General features: G+C 65.9%; 16 protein-coding genes. 11 read left to right on the forward strand and 5 right to left on the reverse strand.

The annotated features are described in order from the left end of the window. The first annotated feature begins 46 nt into the window (after positions 1-46). The 9 genes from MTAI_RS04280 (at position 47) to MTAI_RS04320 (ending at position 8,832) form a co-directional block, all read left to right on the forward strand. Positions 47-2,386, forward strand: coding sequence for a penicillin acylase family protein (locus MTAI_RS04280; protein WP_187388593.1), 2,340 nt, complete (start codon positions 47-49; stop codon positions 2,384-2,386). Between the two features lie 72 nt (positions 2,387-2,458). Next, the gene (locus tag MTAI_RS04285) at positions 2,459-2,845 is read left to right on the forward strand and encodes a GntR family transcriptional regulator (RefSeq protein WP_235438215.1); all 387 of its coding nucleotides are present in this window, start codon (positions 2,459-2,461) and stop codon (positions 2,843-2,845) included. Then, positions 2,845-3,525, forward strand: a complete 681-nt coding sequence (locus MTAI_RS04290; RefSeq protein ID WP_013014405.1) for an ABC transporter ATP-binding protein — start codon at positions 2,845-2,847, stop codon at positions 3,523-3,525. The genes MTAI_RS04285 and MTAI_RS04290 overlap by 1 nt, the downstream gene beginning before the upstream one ends. Before the next feature lie 88 nt (positions 3,526-3,613). Continuing rightward, positions 3,614-4,372 (forward strand): hypothetical protein, encoded by a 759-nt coding sequence (locus tag MTAI_RS04295; protein WP_013014404.1) that lies wholly within the window; start codon positions 3,614-3,616, stop codon positions 4,370-4,372. Position 4,373: 1 nt separating this feature from the next. Continuing rightward, on the forward strand, positions 4,374-4,892 hold the full coding sequence (locus tag MTAI_RS04300) for a hypothetical protein (RefSeq protein WP_013014403.1): 519 nt from the start codon (positions 4,374-4,376) through the stop codon (positions 4,890-4,892). Positions 4,893-4,958: 66 nt separating this feature from the next. Continuing rightward, positions 4,959-5,573, forward strand: coding sequence for a YIP1 family protein (locus MTAI_RS04305; protein WP_013014402.1), 615 nt, complete (start codon positions 4,959-4,961; stop codon positions 5,571-5,573). A gap of 23 nt (positions 5,574-5,596) precedes the next feature. Then, positions 5,597-6,826 (forward strand): efflux RND transporter periplasmic adaptor subunit, encoded by a 1,230-nt coding sequence (locus MTAI_RS04310; protein ID WP_013014401.1) that lies wholly within the window; start codon positions 5,597-5,599, stop codon positions 6,824-6,826. 27 nt (positions 6,827-6,853) lie between these two features. Beyond that, positions 6,854-7,570: an ABC transporter ATP-binding protein gene (locus MTAI_RS04315; RefSeq protein ID WP_187388594.1), complete on the forward strand. Its 717-nt coding sequence runs from the start codon at positions 6,854-6,856 to the stop codon at positions 7,568-7,570. Next, positions 7,567-8,832, forward strand: a complete 1,266-nt coding sequence (locus MTAI_RS04320; RefSeq protein WP_027887138.1) for an ABC transporter permease — start codon at positions 7,567-7,569, stop codon at positions 8,830-8,832. The genes MTAI_RS04315 and MTAI_RS04320 overlap by 4 nt, the downstream gene beginning before the upstream one ends. Before the next feature lie 47 nt (positions 8,833-8,879). Here MTAI_RS04320 and MTAI_RS04325 read toward each other — a convergent pair whose 3' ends face one another. After that, positions 8,880-9,338: a hypothetical protein gene (locus MTAI_RS04325; RefSeq protein ID WP_027887139.1), complete on the reverse strand. Its 459-nt coding sequence runs from the start codon at positions 9,336-9,338 to the stop codon at positions 8,880-8,882. A gap of 221 nt (positions 9,339-9,559) precedes the next feature. Between MTAI_RS04325 and MTAI_RS04330 the strand changes: the two genes are divergently transcribed. After that, positions 9,560-10,450 carry a pectin acetylesterase-family hydrolase gene (locus tag MTAI_RS04330; protein ID WP_241768715.1) on the forward strand — a complete coding sequence of 297 codons (891 nt, stop codon included), beginning with the start codon at positions 9,560-9,562 and terminating at the stop codon, positions 10,448-10,450. 27 nt (positions 10,451-10,477) lie between these two features. Here MTAI_RS04330 and MTAI_RS04335 read toward each other — a convergent pair whose 3' ends face one another. Genes MTAI_RS04335 through MTAI_RS04345 form a run of 3 tightly spaced genes read right to left on the reverse strand, consistent with a single transcriptional unit; the run spans position 10,478 to position 14,936 of the window. Continuing rightward, on the reverse strand, positions 10,478-11,275 hold the full coding sequence (locus MTAI_RS04335; protein WP_027887140.1) for a hypothetical protein: 798 nt from the start codon (positions 11,273-11,275) through the stop codon (positions 10,478-10,480). Positions 11,276-11,297: 22 nt separating this feature from the next. Further along, the gene (locus MTAI_RS04340; protein ID WP_027887141.1) at positions 11,298-13,649 is read right to left on the reverse strand and encodes a penicillin acylase family protein; all 2,352 of its coding nucleotides are present in this window, start codon (positions 13,647-13,649) and stop codon (positions 11,298-11,300) included. A gap of 51 nt (positions 13,650-13,700) precedes the next feature. Next, a complete protein-coding gene (locus tag MTAI_RS04345; protein ID WP_027887142.1) occupies positions 13,701-14,936 on the reverse strand; it encodes a CaiB/BaiF CoA transferase family protein in 1,236 nt (411 codons plus the stop codon). Between the two features lie 40 nt (positions 14,937-14,976). Between MTAI_RS04345 and galE the strand changes: the two genes are divergently transcribed. After that, entirely contained in the window at positions 14,977-15,981 is a 1,005-nt protein-coding gene (gene galE / locus MTAI_RS04350; RefSeq protein ID WP_027887143.1) for a UDP-glucose 4-epimerase GalE, read from the forward strand. Between the two features lie 7 nt (positions 15,982-15,988). Here galE and MTAI_RS04355 read toward each other — a convergent pair whose 3' ends face one another. Next, complete coding sequence (locus tag MTAI_RS04355; RefSeq protein ID WP_027887144.1) at positions 15,989-16,531, reverse strand: DUF6992 family protein; 543 nt, start codon at positions 16,529-16,531, stop codon at positions 15,989-15,991. Between the last annotated feature and the right edge of the window lie 10 nt (positions 16,532-16,541).

The following is a 16,541-nucleotide window of genomic DNA, read 5'->3' on the forward strand; positions in this document are numbered from 1 at the left end:
CACCGCCTACCGGGGTCTTATACTAGGGCTAAAGCAAGGAGGAAGTGTGCGCTTACTGCGTTTTCTGGGGCGTTTATTGCTGGTGGTGATCGGGCTGGCGCTGGTTTTGGCGGTGGGGGGCTGGTTCTGGCTGCGGGCGGCCACCCTCCCGCAGCACACGGGGCGGCTGGCCCTGAAAGGCCTCTCGGCGCCGGTTGAAATGAGCCGCACCGCCGAGGGGGTGCTGCACATCAAAGCCCAGACCGATGAGGATGCCTTCTTTGCCCTGGGTGTGGCCCATGCCCAGGATCGGCTGTGGCAGATGGAGTTCCAGCGCCGCATTGGGGCCGGGCGGCTTTCCGAGGTGCTCGGGAAGGCCACCCTGGAGCAGGATCGCTTTCTGCGCACCTGGGGCTTCTACCGGGCCGCCGAGCAGGCCTATGGGAGCCTATCGCCCCAGGCCAGGGCGGTGGTGGACGCCTACGTGGCGGGCATCAACGCCTACCTGGCTACCAACCCGCCGCTGCCGCTGGAGTTCCGCCTGCTGGGCTTTAGGCCCGAGCCCTGGAAGCCCGCGGATGTGCTGGTCTGGGCCAAGATGATGTCCTACGACCTTTCGGGTAACTGGCGCAGCGAGCTACAGCGCCTGCAGTGGGCGGCCAAAGGCATGTCCACGGCGCGCATGATGCAGCTCAGGCCCCCATACCCTGCCGATGCGCCCACCGTGCTGCAGGCCGAGGATCTACAACTTCCTCCGCCGGCCAAGCCGGATGGGGAGTCGGCCCGTTCCCTCCTCAGCCTGGCGGCCCGGCTGCCCCAGGCTTTGCACCTGCCGGGCGAGCCGATGGCCCGGGCCTCCAACAACTGGGTGATCGGCCCGGCGCGCACCGTGAGCGGAAAACCCCTGCTGGCCAACGACCCGCATTTGGGGCTGGGCGCCCCCTCGATCTGGTACCTGGTGCATATCGAAGCCCCCACCTACAAGGCCATCGGCAGCAGCTTTCCGGGGCTTCCGGCGGTGGTGATTGGCCGCAACGAGCGCATCGGCTGGGGGGTGACGACGGTCGGGGCCGACGTGCAGGATCTGTACATCATGGAGGAGGTTCCAGGCGGCTACCGCTACAAGGGGCGGACTGAGCCCTGGCGCACCCGCACCGAGGTGATCAAGGTCAAGGGAGAGCCCGACGTAACCCTGCGGGTGCGGGAGAGCCGCTATGGGCCCGTCATCAACGATGTGGTCAGCAACCCCGGTGCAAAGCCGCTTTCGTTGCGCTGGACCAGCCTCGACCCCACCGACCGCACCATCGAGGCCTTTTTGGGGATCGCCCGCGCGCAGAACTGGGAGGAGTTCAAGGCCGCCCTGGCCCTCTACAACGCGCCCAGCCAAAACTTCGTCTATGCCGATGTGGACGGCAACATCGGCTATATGGCCCCGGCCCGCTTCCCCATCCGCCGCCCCGGCCACTCCGGCCTGATGCCGGTGCCGGGCGATGGCAACTGGGACTGGCAGGGCTATCTGCCCCAGGATCAGTGGCCGCAAGTCTATAACCCCAAAGAGGGCTTTATCGTTACCGCCAACAACAAGGTGACCGCCCCCAACTACCCGCACACCATCTCGCTGGAGTGGGAGGAACCCTACCGGGCCCAGCGCATCCGCGAGCTGATCCTGGTCAAGGAAAAGCTCTCCCTGGAAGACATGGTGGCCATGCAGCAGGACATCACCAGCCTGCTGTTCAGGGAATTCAAGCCAGTTCTGGAAATGCTCAACCCGCTCTCGGAGAACGCCCGCCAGTGGAAGGCCCGTTTGCTGGCCTGGGATGGGGTGATGCGGGCCGAGCAGGTGGAGCCCACGGTCTTCCAGGCCTGGTACACCGAGCTGACCCGCCTGCCCAGCCGGGAGGTGGAGCAGGAGTTCTGGGAGCAGCCCCGCTACCTGCTGGCCGCCATGCGCCAGGGCGACCCGGCCTGCCAGACGCCCGATACCCAAACCTGCCTGGACTACGCCGCCCTCGCGCTCGATAAGGCTCTGGATCGCTTTGGCAACAACCCCCCGCGCTGGGGCGAGGTGCACCGGGCCACCTTCCCCCACGCCATCCTGACCAACGTCTCGCCGCTCAACCGCCTGGCCGACCGGGCTGTGCCCCACGGGGGCGACCGCTACACCCTGAACCGGGCTTCCTACGACCCCAGCACCTTCCGCATGACCGTGGGGAGCAGCTACCGGCACATCCTGGATTTTGCCGATCTGGAGAACTCGAGGTTCATTCACCCCATGGGCCAGTCCGGCGCGCTCCTGTCCGGTGGGTACGACAACCTGCTGGCCAGGTGGGCCAGCGGGCAGTACCTGCCCATGCGGATGGGGGAGACCAGTTTCAGGACGCGCCAGACCCTCGAGCCCCTGCGTTAGGGCAGCAGGGTTTGGGGCTTGACATATTGTTGCTTGAGTTTTAGTGTACTAGATAGCTAGTGCACTAAGGAGGTGGCTCGATTGTGGGACTTGGACGTGGAAGCAGGGCCGATTTATGCGCAGATCGTGCGGGGGGTGGAGCGGATGCTGGCTAGTGGGAAGATGAAGCCAGGGGATAAGCTGCCCTCGGCGCGGGAGCTGGCGGCGGCCTTGAAGGTCAACCCCAACACGGTGATACACGCCTACAGCCAGCTCGAGATGGCCCAGATCACCGAGACCCGGCGGGGCCTGGGTACTTTTGTGCGGGAGGATGTAAACGTGGAGGGCATCCGGCTTCGCATTCTGCAAGAGGCCGCCCAGCGCTTCTGGTCGGAGGTACAGAGCCTGGGGCTGGGCCTCGAGGAGGCCCTAAAAGCCCTTAGAAGCCTGGGCGCCAACAGCGGCGGGGAGGTGCGGTGATGTTGGCCCGACTCATTGGCGTGACCAAGCGCTACGGTAAAACCGAGGGGGTGCACGACCTGAGCCTCGAGCTCTACCCAGGGCAGGCGGTGGGGCTCTTGGGCCTGAACGGCTCGGGCAAGACCACCACCCTCAAGCTCCTGGCCGGGATGCTCTTTCCCACCCAGGGCCGGGTGGAAGTGCTGGGAAAAAGCCCACGCGAGAACCGGGGCCAGATTGCTTATCTCTCCGACGCCGACAACCTGTACGCCTGGATGACCCCCGGCGATGCCGAACGTTTTATGCGGGGGCTGTACCCCGACTTCAACCCCAGGCGCTACCGCGAACTGCTGGCCTTCCTGGAGGTGCCGCAGCAGAGCTACCGCGCGATGTCGCGGGGGCAACGGGCCCGTCTGCGACTGGCCATGGTGCTGGCCCGCGACGCCCGGCTGTTCTTACTCGACGAACCGCTCTCGGGCATAGACGTGATCTCGCGCGACCGCATCCTCAAAAGCCTGGTGCTGGAGTGGCGGGAGGAGGCCTGCTTGGTGCTCTCAACCCACGAGGTGAGCGAGGCCGAGGGGATTTTTGAGCGGGTGCTGCTCTTGAAGGAGGGCCGCCTGGCCCTGGATGCCCTGGCCGAGGACTTGCGGGCCCGGGGGCAGAGCGTGAAGGACGCCTTTATCGAGGTGCTGGCCTGACGGAGCTGCCAAGAATGAGCTTGAGGGTGTGGAAGACGCGGATTGGCGCATGGGCGGGGCCTAACCCCAACCTTAGGAGGAGGTTCACTTGATCAACACGTTTTCGACTCTGATCTGGCTCGAGCTGCGTAAGTTTGGTGTATTTGGACTGGGGCTCTTGCTGGGGGTGGCGGCCTGGTTTTTGCTGGCCCGCCAGATCTTTGCCTGGACAGGGAGCAACCTCGAGTCGGCCATCGCCGTGGTCTCTACGACGGCGTTTTTTGCTATGTGTGTAAACACTGTGCTGCTGGTGGGGCTGGCCCAGGATTTTTGGCGTGAATACCGCGCGGGTCGCTGGTCGTTGTTGCTGGGCTCGCCTCAGCCGGCCTGGCTGCACCTGGCCGCCAAGGCGGTTTTTGGTGGGGCCGTACTGAGCCTCTTTAACGGGGCGGTGTGGCTCATTATGACTTTCTGGCTGGCCCAGGTGGGGATGGGCCTGCCCCTGGGCCTGGGGGCTAGCCTCTGGCTTTACGCTTTGGGGGGGCTGGCGCTGGTGGTTCCGGCGCTTTTCCTGGGGCTCTGGGTGACGGCCTATACCCCGGGTAAAGCCACCCTGATCGCTTTGGTGATGGGTGTGGTGGGTATGGGCCAGGTGCTGGAGTGGAGTGTGCGGCTTTTTGGCGACCTGTTTTACAAGCTTTTGCCACCGTGGCGGCTGCCGGCGCCCACCTTCGAGCAGAACCCCGCGGTGCGGGGGTTGTGGGAGAGCTTTCCCGGTCTGCCGACCGAAGGCTTTGTGCTTTCGTTGGCGCTGATGGTGCCGCTCTTTTGGGCGGCCAGCCGCTTGTGGCAGGAAGTGGAGGCCTGAGATGCCCAATGCGCATTTTGGAACTTTCGAACGGGTGGTGTTTGGGCTGGTATTCGCCTGGCTGGCCTATGCGGGCTATCGCCTGTGGACGGGCACCTTCAGCCCCACGGCCCGCTGGGTAGGGGTTGGTTTTGTGGCCCTGGCAGCCTTGGGGCTGACCCAGGATCTGTTCGATCTGAACCGCCGGTCGGTGGACGCCGGGGTGGTTTCAGCCACCACCGAGGTGGTGCGTGGGGTGGTGGAGGTGAGCGGCGGTGGGGTCTGTATTGGGTGCGAGCGCAGCCTGGAAGGAGGCAAGTACCGCTTGCACGGGCGCTGGGTCGCTGGCCAGTACACCCTGCGCCCCCAGGGAACCCAGCCCTATGCCCTTGGGTACCAAGGCGGTGAGGCGCGCCTCGAGGACACCCCCTTGAAGCCCGGCTGCACCAGGGGTTTTATCTCCGAAGAAACCCGGCTGGAATTCGACGGCGCCAGCGGGGTGGTGCTCGAGGTGGGCCCAGGGGCTAGCTGCACGAACTAGCTGGGGCCGACGGCGCAACCCACCCAGTGGTTTTGATGCAGGCTTAGACTGTGAGGTGAGGTGATTATGCTGGACGTCCTGTTGCAACCCACCCACTTTTTTCGAGCCCTGGCCGAGCGCAAGCCCAACCTGGTAGCCCCCTTTTTCATTGTGATTGCGGCCACCACGGCGGCCTCGCTGGGGCAGGTGTTGCTACTCCGATTACTGCCCGGCCTGCTGCCTGGGGGCTGGGTGGTGCAGATGGTGCTGGCCCTGGTGGGCGGGGTGGTGGTTGGCATGATCCTCTGGGGGCTGGGCGGGCTTATTGTGCGCCTGCTGGCCGGGCCGGATAGCCGGGCCTGGGAGGTGTATGGCTGGGCCAATGTTCCAGCCTTGCTGGTAGGGCTGGTGCTGATACCCTTTGGGGCTTTGTTCCCGGTAACCGCCGATCTGCCCCCGGTGCCGCCCATGACCGATGCCGAAGCGGTGCGGGCCTGGCAGCGGGAGTACCAGCAGGTGGTGGGTTCTGCGGTGGGCACCCGTGTGCTGCAGGGTCTGGGAATGCTAGGTTCCATCTGGTCGTTCTGGATTATCTGGTCGGGCCTGCGGGTGCTGGCCCCGGCTCGAGCCCTCTGGGCCACGCTGGCAGTGGCTGCTGTTTCGCTGGCTTTTACCTTGTGGGGTATCCTGGCCCAGGGTTAGGGCTATAACTGGAGGCAATAAGCATGAAACGTTGGTTCTGGGCTCTTGTGGTGGCCCTGTCGCTGGGTTTGACCCTGCTCGGTTTGCTGCGCCCGAGGGCTGAGCAGGGCCTTGCAGTCAATGTGGTACGGGTGGAGCAGGGTGAGTTTATTCGGGAGGTAAGGGCTAGTGGGACGGTGGAGGCGCGGGTTTATACCCTCACCTTCCCTAGGCCGGGCCGGGTGGCCGAGGTGCGGGTGCGGGAGGGCCAGGCTGTGCAGGCCGGGCAGGTGCTGGCGGTGCTCGAGACCGTCAACGAGACCGCGCAACGCCGGGTCGCCGCCGAGAATTTGCAAGCCCTGCGGGCGCGGATCCAGGCCCAGGAGGCCGAGTTTGCCAGCAACCGCACCCGTTTGCAAAACCAGCTCCAGGAGGCCCGGCGCAACCTGAGTCTGCTGCAAGCGCTGCTGGCCACCGGTGGGGTGGCCGCCAACGAGGTACGCCAGGCCGAACGCCAGGTGAAAGACCTCGAGGCCCAGTTGACCAGCCTGCTGCAAAACCGCCTCAGCACCCAGCGCGAACTGCAAGCCCAGCTTCAGGCCCGGCAGAACGAGCTTGCGGCCCTGGAGCGAACCATTGCCCAGTCCACGCTGCGGGCCCCGGTGGCCGGCGTGGTCTCGAGCGTGGGCTTCCTGGTGGGGGTCGAGACCACCGCGCCCGGCGGCAGTGGAACCTCGCCCAGCGCCCCGGCCATCCGCCTGGTGGAGGCTGGGAGCCTGCGTGTACAGGCCCGCTTATCCGAGGCCGAGATTCCCTTCGTGCGCCCCGGTCAGCCGGTGCGGATCGAACTCGACGCCGCCCCGGAGCAGCCCTTGCAGGGCAAGGTGGATCGCCTGGGGGTGCAGGCCGAGGTGGCCGCTGGCGGGGGGAGCGCGGTCTTGCCGGTGTTTATACGGTTTTTAGACCCGCAGGCCGAGGCGCTGGCCCGGCCCGGCCTGACCGCTACCGCCAACATCACCACCCTGCGCCTGCCCAGCGCGCTCAAGATTCCCCTCGAGGCCCTGGTCGAGGAGCAGGGGCAGCGCTTTGTCTGGGTGGTGGACACCCAGAGCCGCACAGTGCGCAAACAGCCCATCGTGCTCAAGGCCCGCAACCTGACCCAGGCCGCGGTGGAGGGGCTGGCCGAGGACAGCCTGCTGGTCTCGCTGCCGCCTGAAACCCTTAAAGAGGGTAGCAAGGTCAGCTACCGCCTGCCCGGGGCCGGGGGGCGCTGATGCCAGGCGGCAGGAGTGAGGTTAGAGATGGCTGCTTCCCAGCGTGAAAAAGTGCCGGTGGTGGAGATGCGGGGCGTAACCAAGGTCTACCGCTCGGGCTCGAGCACCCGCACGGTGGAGGTGCGCGCACTTTCGGGCGTCGACCTGACCATCTACCCCGGCGAGTATGTGGCCCTGATGGGGCCTTCGGGCTCGGGCAAGTCTACCCTGATGCACATCATCGGCCTGCTCGACACGCCCACCGAGGGCGAGTACCGCCTGGGGGGCGAGCCGGTGCGCGGCCTGAGCGAGGCCCAACTGGCCCGCATCCGCAACCAGCGGGTGGGGTTTGTGTTCCAGGCGTTTTTCCTGCTGCCGCGCCTGACCGCCCTGCACAACGTGGCCCTGCCCTTGGTTTACCGGGGGCTGCCCCTGGCGGAGCGGCTTAAGCGGGCCAAAGCGGCGCTCGAGGCGGTGGGTTTGGGCGACCGTCTCGACCACCTGCCCTCCGAGCTTTCGGGTGGGCAGAAGCAGCGGGTGGCCATTGCCCGGGCCCTGGTGCAGGAGCCCGACCTGCTCCTGGCCGACGAGCCCACCGGTAACCTCGACTCCAGGTCTTCCGACGAGATTCTGGGGCTGTTCGATGCCCTGCATCGCCAGGGCAAAACCATTGTGATGGTGACCCACGAGCCCGATGTGGGGGCCCGGGCCCAGCGCATCGTGCGGCTGCGCGATGGCCGGGTGGCCGATGGAGGTATGGTATGAGTCCAGCCAGGGACACCCCCCTCAGGTCGGTGCGTGGAGGCCAGCCCGGTATGAACCCGCTCGAGAACTTCCGCATGGCCTTCGAGTCGCTGTGGGGCAACAAGCTGCGCAGCTTTCTGGCTTTGCTGGGCATTGTGATTGGGGTTTTTGCCGTTACAGCCATGATCTCGCTGGGTCAGATGGCTACCGCCGGCATCACCCAGGATTTAGAGGCCATCGCGGGCCGTTCGATTTTCGTACAGCCCAACTTCAATGAGGGCCAGGACTTCAGTACCGCGCCTATCCGCGAGGAGGACATCCTGGCTTTGCAAACCCTGCCGGCCTCGGTTATTCCGCAGCTTTTCACCAGTGCGCAGTACGAGGCCCGGCCCGGCACACGGCGCTCCATCCAGCTCCAGGGCACGCCCGGCGACCTGCCCCGGCTCGATCCCACCAACAAGCTGGCCAGGGGACGCTACTTCAGCCAGGCTGAAGCGCGGGGAGGGCTGGCGGTGGCGGTGCTGTCCGACCGGGCCGCCCGGGATCTGTTCCCTGGTCGCGAGGCGGTGGGCCAGGTGGCCCGGCTCTTCTACCCGAATGGAGCCCGCCTCGAGCTCACCGTGGTGGGGGTCTTGCAACCCCCCGGGGGGCTTTTTGGCGGGCTGGGGGCGGCGGCGACCGTTTACGTTCCCAACGAGCTCATCTGGAACACCTCGCCCACTGCCCGCAAGGGCCAGTACGATTTTGTGGTGCTCTCCCTCAAAAAAGGAGCTGATGCCAGGCAGGTGACCCGCCAGGTGCAGCGCATCTTCGAGGGCCGCTACGGCAAGGGCAAGTATCAGATTGCCTCCACCGAGAGCTTCCAGGATACCCTGCGCTCCATCACCCTAATTTTGCAGGCGCTGCTGGGGGCCATCGCCGGGCTTTCGCTCCTGGTGGGCGGCATTGGCATCATGAACATCATGCTGGTAAGCGTAACCGAGCGCACCCGCGAGATTGGCCTGCGCAAAGCCCTGGGGGCGACCTCGAGCCAGATCCGCCAGCAGTTTCTGATCGAAGCGGTGGTGCTCACCCTGGTGGGGGGACTGCTGGGCGTGGTGCTGGCAGCGGGGCTGCTGCTTTTGATCACCGCGACGGTGCCGTTCTTCAAAGTTTTCATCCTCAACCCGGCGACGGTGCTGCTGGCCCTGGCGGTGAGCGCACTGGTGGGTCTGTTCTTTGGGGTCTGGCCCGCAGCGCGGGCGGCGGCGCTCGACCCCATCGAGGCCCTGCGCTACGAATAAGAAAACCAGGGATTGGGAATCCCTGGTTATGGGTCTGGTGTTTGGGTTTAGCGGAAGTACACCCGCGGCCCGACCTCCACGCCAAGGGCAAACTGGCTGTTGCCACCGGCAAAATAAAGTTCGGGCTTCAGCTCAACAAGGAAGTTGATGTTGCCGCTTACGGGGAGCTCGAGGCCGGCCGCGCCGGAGAGAACAAATACGGTGCTGCCCCCAGCTAGCAGGCCCAGCCCACCCCCGAAGTAGAAGTCCATCCCGGGGTTGCGAAGGAAGTAGAGCGCGTCTGCGCTAATGCCAAAAGCAGTGCCCGCGTTGCTGGTTTGCAGCTCGAACCCACCCCGCAGGGCCAGCGGGCCTAGCACGTTCTCGGCCCCCATACGGGCAGCGGCGCTCAGGCTAAAGTTGGGCACCAGGTTTACATTTCCGCTGGCCACTTCGCCGAAGAAGCGTCCCTGGGCAAAAGCCCCACCTAAGACCATGGCTACCAACAATACTAGCAGTTTTTTCATCTTTCACCTCCGGACGGCCTAAGTTGAAGGCCGCCCTTGCAGAGTTTAAAGCATTTCAGAGAAATTGCTATAAGCTTATACCAAGGAGGCAGTATGCAACGTTGGTTGACGGCGCTGGTTGTGGTTTTTGCTTTTGCCCTGGCCCAGGCTCCGGCAGGCTGGCAGGAGGTTCGCCCCGGGGGGCGGCGGTTTGCTCGGATGGCTCCCCCTGGCGTTTTTACGTGTCCCCGGGGGCCGCCGACAAGGTGGTTGTCAATTTTCAGGGGGGTGGGGCCTGCTGGGATGCTGCTACCTGCAACCCCCAGTCCCGCCTTTATACCACCCGCCTGCAGCTTCAGGACTTGCAGGCCGGCCAGGGGATTTTCAACCGCAGTAACCCCGAAAACCCCTTCCGTGACTGGACGCACGTCTTCGTGCCCTACTGCACTGCCGATCTGCACTGGGGCAACAACACGGCCCGCTACGGCGATCTGACCATTCAGCACAAAGGGGCTGTCAACGCCCGCCAGGCGGTGCTCTGGGTCTTCAACAACATCCCCAATCCGCAGAACATATTTGTTACCGGTTGCAGCGCGGGCGGCTACGGCTCGATTATGTGGGCCCCCTACTTCATGCGCCGGTATCCCCAGGCCCAGGTGGCGCAGCTCGGGGATGCCGCCCTGGGTGTGGCCCCGGCCTCGTTCTTCCCGGTGGCCTCGAGGGCCTGGGGGATCCAGGGTGCGCTTCCAGGCTGGATCGGGGGCCTCGAGCCCGCCCAGCTAGGCTCCACCGATCTGTACCGGATCTTTGCCAGGGCCTACCCCAACCGCAGTTTTGCTCAGTACAGCACCCTGGCCGATGAGGTACAGATCTTCTTCTACAGCCTGATTGTGGGCCAGCCGCGCCCCACCCCGGAAATTGCCCAACAATGGGTACAGGGCGCCCTGGCCAACCTGGCTTCCATCAAACAATCGGCCCCCAACTTCTACAGCTACCTGGCCCCGGGCAACCAGCACTGCATCATCGGGCGGCCTGAGTTCTACACCACCAGGGTAGGGGATGTGCGCTTTGTCGACTGGGTGCGCAAGCTGGTATCGGATGGCAAACCCGGCGACGTGGCCCCGCCCAGATAAATTGCTGACCGGTGCGGGGTGGGTTGCTCAGGAGCCCACCTCCTCCCACCCCAGCCCCTTGGTTACAGGCCTCTTTGGAGGCGCAAAGCTGGCAAACCAGTCGCGCAGATGGGGCTCGAGGCCCACCAGCAGCTTGTGCACCGTGGATTTCTTGAGCGGGGCGGCCTCTAGCAAACCGCACAGCAAGGCATCGCCCTTTTCCTCCACCAGCCGCGCGGCCTCGGTGGTAAACTGGCCCTGGAACCAGAGCTGATCGGAAAGCCGCTTGGGTTTGCGCTCATAGCTGCCCAGACTGGGCTCGCTGGGGGTGAGCTGGGCCAGCAGCAGGCCCCACTGCTTGGCCTTGGGGTACAGCTCCGGCAAGGCCCCTTGAAGCGCTAAGAGGTAAAGGTAATTGGCCAGAAACTCGTCCACCCAGCGAACCCGGGTGCGCAGCTTCCAGGCCACGGCCACGGCGTGGGCATACTCGTGGCCCAGGTTGAGGTCGAGGAAATCACCCGGCTGGCCCGGCGGTCGGCCGGCCCGCTGGATGGCCGGAACCAGGGCCTCGCGCAGCCGCCAGATCAGGCGCTCGGGGTAGCGGGCTGGAAGGAACAGGTACAGCCCTTCTCGCAGGCTGGTGCGCTGGAAGGGGAAGCCGTAGGGGTGTCTGACCCGGGCTGCCCAGTCGGCCTCGTCCAGCACCATCAGGTGCACGGGCGGTATCGGGGCGTAGTCCGCCAGGCCCTTACGCAGGTCCAGCAGATAGCTTTGCATGGCCCTGGCCCGCAGCACCGAGCCTTCGGAGGCCTGGGCGGGGATGTAGGGGTGCGGTAGGGACTGCACGCCTCGATTGTACGGGAGGGGCCTACGGCCTCAGCTCGAGCGTCCAGGTGCGCCCCCAGTCGGCCGGGCGGGTGCTGAGGGGGATGTACTGCTTGTCGCGCCAGAGCCACAGCAGGTCGTCGAAGTGCGGGCTGAACAGGTCGGCGGACTGGCCCATGGGGTAGACGATGCGGCTGTTGTCGGGATCGGAAAGGTCGAAGAGGGTGCGCAGGCTGGCCCCCGAGGTGTGCAGGAAGGTGTCCTGGTTGTAGTTGGCAACGTTCACAGTGTGCATCGAGCCGGGGGTGGGGAGGGTGCGGTTGAACAGGCCGCCAATAAGGGGTGTGGAGGCCAGGGGGGAGGTTAGGCTGGCCTGGTGCAGCCGGCCCCACTGCCAGCCGGAGGGGTCGGGGCCCAGGCGGCGCTCGAGCTCGGCCCCGGCTTTCTCCAGGGCCTGGGCCATAAACTGCGCGCAGTTTTGAATGCCCGCGCTTTCATTCCGGCACCAGCGGCCATCCTCGCGCAGGGTTTTGACAAAGGTATAGGGCACCGGCGGGTAGCGCAGGCCCAGCTCGTCTTCCAGCATCCGGGAAATCTCGCGGTAGTAGAAGGCAAAGGCCGTGGCCCCCACCGAGTCCAGCTCGGCCCGCAGGTCCCAGTTGCGCACGGCGTTTTGCAGGCGCCGGGCCGCCTCGCTCTGGGGCTGTAGGGCCAGCAGGCCCGGCAATAGCTCGCGGGCGATGATGGAGTAGGTATCGCCCTGCCAGCGGGCCATCTCCTCGAGGCTGGCTTTGGGCGTGGCCAGGATCAGCTCTCGGATGCGCTGGGCGCGGAAGACCTCGGTGGTGTAGCTGGAGATGTCCGGCCCCCCGTGCGGCAGCACCCGGTTGTTGGCGCTCGAGACAAACCCTTCCCTGGGATTGACCACCTGGGGCAGCCGTTCAAAGGGCAGGTAGCCCTTCCACCGCTGCCCCTTGCTGGCGCTGGCCGGGAAGCGCCCATCCCAGTCGCGCACCGGAATCCAGCCCGGCGCAAAATAGCCGATGTTACCCTCCACATCGGCATACACAAAGTTCTGCATGGGGGCCACGTAGCGCCTCAGGGCCTGGCGAAACTCCTCGGCGTTTTGTGCGCGGTTCATGCCCAGGTAGGCGTCCAGGGTGGTGTCCTGGGGCTCGAGGCCCGTCCAGCGCACCGAAACCGCCTGATGTTCCGCAGCGATGGCGGCACCCGCCGTGAGGCCGGGCCGCCGGAAGGCCGGGCCCAGGTCGGAGATCACCGGGCCGTACTCGCTTTCCCGCACGGTGATGGTCACCGGGTCGGCCCCCCGCACCCGGATGGTCTCCTGCCGAACCCGTAGCGGAACCAGGCCCAGCGGGGTGCGGTACGACTCCCCCTCCAGATCCAGCACAAACAGATCCATCACATCGGGCCGCACGTTGGTGGCCCCCCAGGCCACCCGGTCGTTGCGCCCCAGAAACACCCCCGGCACGCCCGGAATGGTGGCCCCAATAGCGTTGTAACTGGGGCCGCGCAGGTCGGCGATGTACCACAGCGCGGGGTTTTGCAGCCGCAGGTGGGGGTCGTTGGCCAGCATCGGCTTGCCGGTGGTGGTGCGCGCACCGCTCAGCACCCAGTTGTTGGAGCCCTGGTCGGGGTTCCGCGGAGCAATGCTGAGCTGCGCGGAAAACTCGGCCAGCCGCTGCAGTGAGGCCAGCAGGGGCTCGGGTAGGGTGGTCTGCGCTGGGGGCGAGGGTGGTAGACGGCCCTGCACATCCTCGGGCTGCAGGATGGTGGGCCAGCCCTGCGGATAGGCCCCGCGCAGGTCGTTGAAGCCCTCGAGGCCCACCTTGTTCAGGATGAAGGTGTTGTCGATCTCGTCCTGCCAGACCTGCCCCAAGTCGTAGGACTGCAGCTTGCCCCAGGCCAGGGTGTCGGCGGGGGTCCAGGGCTCGGGGGTGAAGCCCAGCAGGGCAAAGGGAAGGGGCAGGCGGCCCTCGCGGATGAACTGATTGACCCCTGCGGCGTAGGCCTCCAAGGCCCGGCGGGTGAACTCGCTGTGGTGGGGGAGGGCGGCCAGGGCGGCCCGGTAGAAGCCCCAGGTGCGGAAGAAGCGATCCTGCTCGATGGCCCCACTGCCTAGAATTTCAGCCAGCCGCCCCTGCGCGGCCCGGCGGCCCAGCTCCATCTGAAAAAGCCGGTCGCGCGCGTGCACATAGCCCTGCGCGAAAAACACGTCCATATCGCTGGCCTGGGCCCGGATGTGCGGAACCCCCCACTGGTCGAAGGTAATGCGCACCGGCCCCGAGAGCCCCTGCACCTGCTGTACCTGGTTGACCGGCACGCAGGAGGCCAGAATCAGCAAACCCATAAGCCACAAAAGTCGCCTGTACATAGTTCCGCCTCAGTATACGGAACCGCCGCGGTGTTGGCTGGGCCTGCTGGGCTACCCTCGGTGGGTCTTGACCACCCCGGCGGCTTCCAGCTCGCTTATCTCCTCAAAAGAAAGATTCAGGGCCGTGTGCAGCACTTCCTGGGTGTGCTCGCCCAGAAGCGGTGGGTGTCCCCGGACCCCGGCGGGGGTGCGGGAGAAGTGGGCCAGCGGGGAGCCGAGCAGGGGAAGCGAGCCCAGGGTGGGGTGCTCGACGTTCTGGACCATACCCCGGGCCTGGGCCTGGGGCTCGGCCAGCGCCTCGGCCAGATTGTTCACCGGCGTGACCGGAACCCCGGCCTGGGTGAAGCGCTCGAGCCACTCCTTGCGGGGGCGGGTGCGCAGGATGGCCTCGAGTCTGGGCAACAGCTCGGCGCGGTGGGTGACCCGGCCGGCGTTGGTCTGAAAGCGCGGGTCTTCCCACAGCTCCGGATGCCCTATGGCCTCGCAGACCCGCCGGTACTGCTCGTCGTTGCCGATGGTCAGCATAAACCAGCCGTCCGCCGCGGCAAACGCACCATAGGGGACAATCTGGGGGTGGGCGTTGCCCAGCCGCTCGGGCAGCCGGCCGGTGAGCAGGTAGCTCTGGGCCAGGTTGACCATGGCCGAAAGCCCCACGTCGAACAAGGCCAGGTCGATGTGCTGCCCCAGCCCGCTTCTGGCCCGTTCCTGCAAGGCGGCCAGCACCGCCACCGCCCCATATAGCCCGGTCATCAGGTCGATCCAGGCCACCGGCACCCGCATGGGCGGGCCCTCCGGCTCCCCCGTAACCGACATGATGCCGCACAGGCCCTGCACCGCCACGTCGTAGCCGGGTTCCTGGGCACGCGGGCCGGTCTGGCCGTAGCCGGTGATGGAAAGGTAGACGAGCCCTGGGTTCAGCCGGGAGAGGCTCGGGTAGTCCAGGCCGTAGCGGGCCAGGTCGCCGGTCTTGTAGTTCTCCACCAACACATCGGCCTGCCGGGCCAGGTCTTGCACCAGCCGCTGGCCCCTGGGGTCTTTGAGGTTGACCACCAGGCTCTTCTTGCCCCGGTTGCAGGAGAGGTAGTACGCACTCTCCCCCTCGGCGGCCACCTCCCAGCCCTCGCCCCCCGGGCGTACAAAAGGCGGGCCCCAGTGCCGGGTCTCATCCCCTTTGGGGGGTTCGATCTTCCAAACCTCGGCCCCCAGGTCGGCCAGCATCTGGGTACAGAAAGGGCCGGCCAGCACCCGGGAGAGATCGAGAATCTTGATACCGTCCAGCGCACCCATAGTTACAGATACTAAGGCTTTTACCGGTAGAATCGGCAGCATGAAGGTTCTGATTACAGGCGGAGCAGGGTATATCGGCAGCACCATCGCCCACGCACTCCTCGATACCGGCCATACCCCGGTCATCCTGGACTCGCTGGTCACCGGGCCTAGGGCCTTTACCGAGGGCAAAATTTTCTACGAGGGCGACATCGCCGACCGGGGCCTTTTAGAACGCATCTTCCGCGAGCACCCCGAGATCCACAGCACCATCCACTGCGCCGCGCGGATTGTGGTGCCGGAGTCGGTGGAAAAGCCCTACCTCTACTACCGCGAAAACGTCTGCAAGAGCCTCGAGCTCTTCAAAAACCTGGAGGAGCTCGGCTACCCCCGGGTGGTCTTCAGCTCCTCGGCCTCCATCTACGACGCGGTGCCGGGGTTCAAGGTCACCGAGACCTCGCCGCTCAAGCCCAGCTCCCCCTACGCCCGCACCAAGTACATGATGGAGATGGTGCTGGAGGATCTCTCCAGGGCCACCCGTCTGCGCGGCATTGCCCTGCGCTACTTCAACCCCATCGGGGCCGACCCCAGGCTGCGCTCGGGCATCCACGTGCGCGAACCCAGCCACGTGCTGGGCCGGATGGTGGACGTGGCCCTGGGCAAGCTGCCCGAGTTCACCATCACCGGCGTAAACTGGCCCACCCGCGACGGCTCGGGCATCCGCGACTACATCCACGTGTGGGATCTGGCCATGGCCCACGTCAAAGCGGTGGAGCGGTTCGACGAGGTCATCGAGAAGGTGGGCAGCCCTTACGTGGCCATCAACCTGGGCACCGGCCACGGCGTCACCGTCAAGGAGCTGGTGGCCGCCTTCGAACGGGTCTACGGGCAGCCCATCCCCAAGCGCGAGGCCCCACCCCGCCCCGGCGATGTGGCCGGGGCCTACGCCAACGCCGACCGGGCCCTGGAGCTCCTGGGCTGGAAGGCCGAACACTCGATTGACGAGGGCATCGCCAGCGCCCTGGCCTGGGGCCAGAAACGCAAAGAAATTCTGGGATACGCCTAACCCATGCTTATGGGCTTTCCAGGGCCAGAGCGTTGAACAGATCGAACAGCAACAACCAGGCCCCCTGCAAGGCGATGGCCCACCCGGCCCCCTGGCTGCGGGGGTCGGGCTGTAGGGCCAGCGCGACGCCACCGGCGATGTAAAGCAGATCGAGACCGGCATTGATATACAGCAGGTTGCGTAGCTGGCTTTTTTCGGGCTCAGGCCCTAGCAGCCCCACCAGGGCAATCCCGGAGTTCACCGCCGCCCAGACCGAGTGGGTGAGCCAGAACGAGCGCTGCCAGGGGTCCTCGCTCGTAAGCCCAACGATGGAGCCCACCAGGCTCCAGGGCACGCTCCAGGCCAGAAGCCGGGCGGAGATCGCCAGACCCCGGTAGCCCTCCGGGGCCGGGCCAAAGAGCAGCCGATCCCAGGGGGGTCGTTCGGGTTGCAGGCCCGGCTGCTGGGTCTCTGCCGCATAGGCCATTCCCACCGAAAAGGGGTTTTGCGCCTGGGCCAGCCCCAGAAAGGCAAAGCAGGCCAAGAGTAAAAACCAGGGGCCTCTGCGCATGCCTCCAGCT

Source organism: Meiothermus taiwanensis WR-220 (genome assembly GCF_003568585.1).
Lineage (GTDB): Bacteria > Deinococcota > Deinococci > Deinococcales > Thermaceae > Meiothermus > Meiothermus taiwanensis.

What these genes read in the sequence shown, in the direction of transcription:
- MTAI_RS04340 (WP_027887141.1), bottom strand. Translation starts at nt 13,649, where the DNA reads ATGTACAGGCGACTTTTGTGGCTTATGGGTTTGCTGATTCTGGCCTCC.
- MTAI_RS04300 (WP_013014403.1), top strand. Translation starts at nt 4,374, where the DNA reads ATGCCCAATGCGCATTTTGGAACTTTCGAACGGGTGGTGTTTGGGCTG.
- galE (WP_027887143.1), top strand. Translation starts at nt 14,977, where the DNA reads ATGAAGGTTCTGATTACAGGCGGAGCAGGGTATATCGGCAGCACCATC.
- MTAI_RS04320 (WP_027887138.1), top strand. Translation starts at nt 7,567, where the DNA reads ATGAGTCCAGCCAGGGACACCCCCCTCAGGTCGGTGCGTGGAGGCCAG.
- MTAI_RS04315 (WP_187388594.1), top strand. Translation starts at nt 6,854, where the DNA reads ATGGCTGCTTCCCAGCGTGAAAAAGTGCCGGTGGTGGAGATGCGGGGC.
- MTAI_RS04290 (WP_013014405.1), top strand. Translation starts at nt 2,845, where the DNA reads ATGTTGGCCCGACTCATTGGCGTGACCAAGCGCTACGGTAAAACCGAG.
- MTAI_RS04355 (WP_027887144.1), bottom strand. Translation starts at nt 16,531, where the DNA reads ATGCGCAGAGGCCCCTGGTTTTTACTCTTGGCCTGCTTTGCCTTTCTG.
- MTAI_RS04310 (WP_013014401.1), top strand. Translation starts at nt 5,597, where the DNA reads ATGAAACGTTGGTTCTGGGCTCTTGTGGTGGCCCTGTCGCTGGGTTTG.
- MTAI_RS04325 (WP_027887139.1), bottom strand. Translation starts at nt 9,338, where the DNA reads ATGAAAAAACTGCTAGTATTGTTGGTAGCCATGGTCTTAGGTGGGGCT.
- MTAI_RS04305 (WP_013014402.1), top strand. Translation starts at nt 4,959, where the DNA reads ATGCTGGACGTCCTGTTGCAACCCACCCACTTTTTTCGAGCCCTGGCC.
- MTAI_RS04345 (WP_027887142.1), bottom strand. Translation starts at nt 14,936, where the DNA reads ATGGGTGCGCTGGACGGTATCAAGATTCTCGATCTCTCCCGGGTGCTG.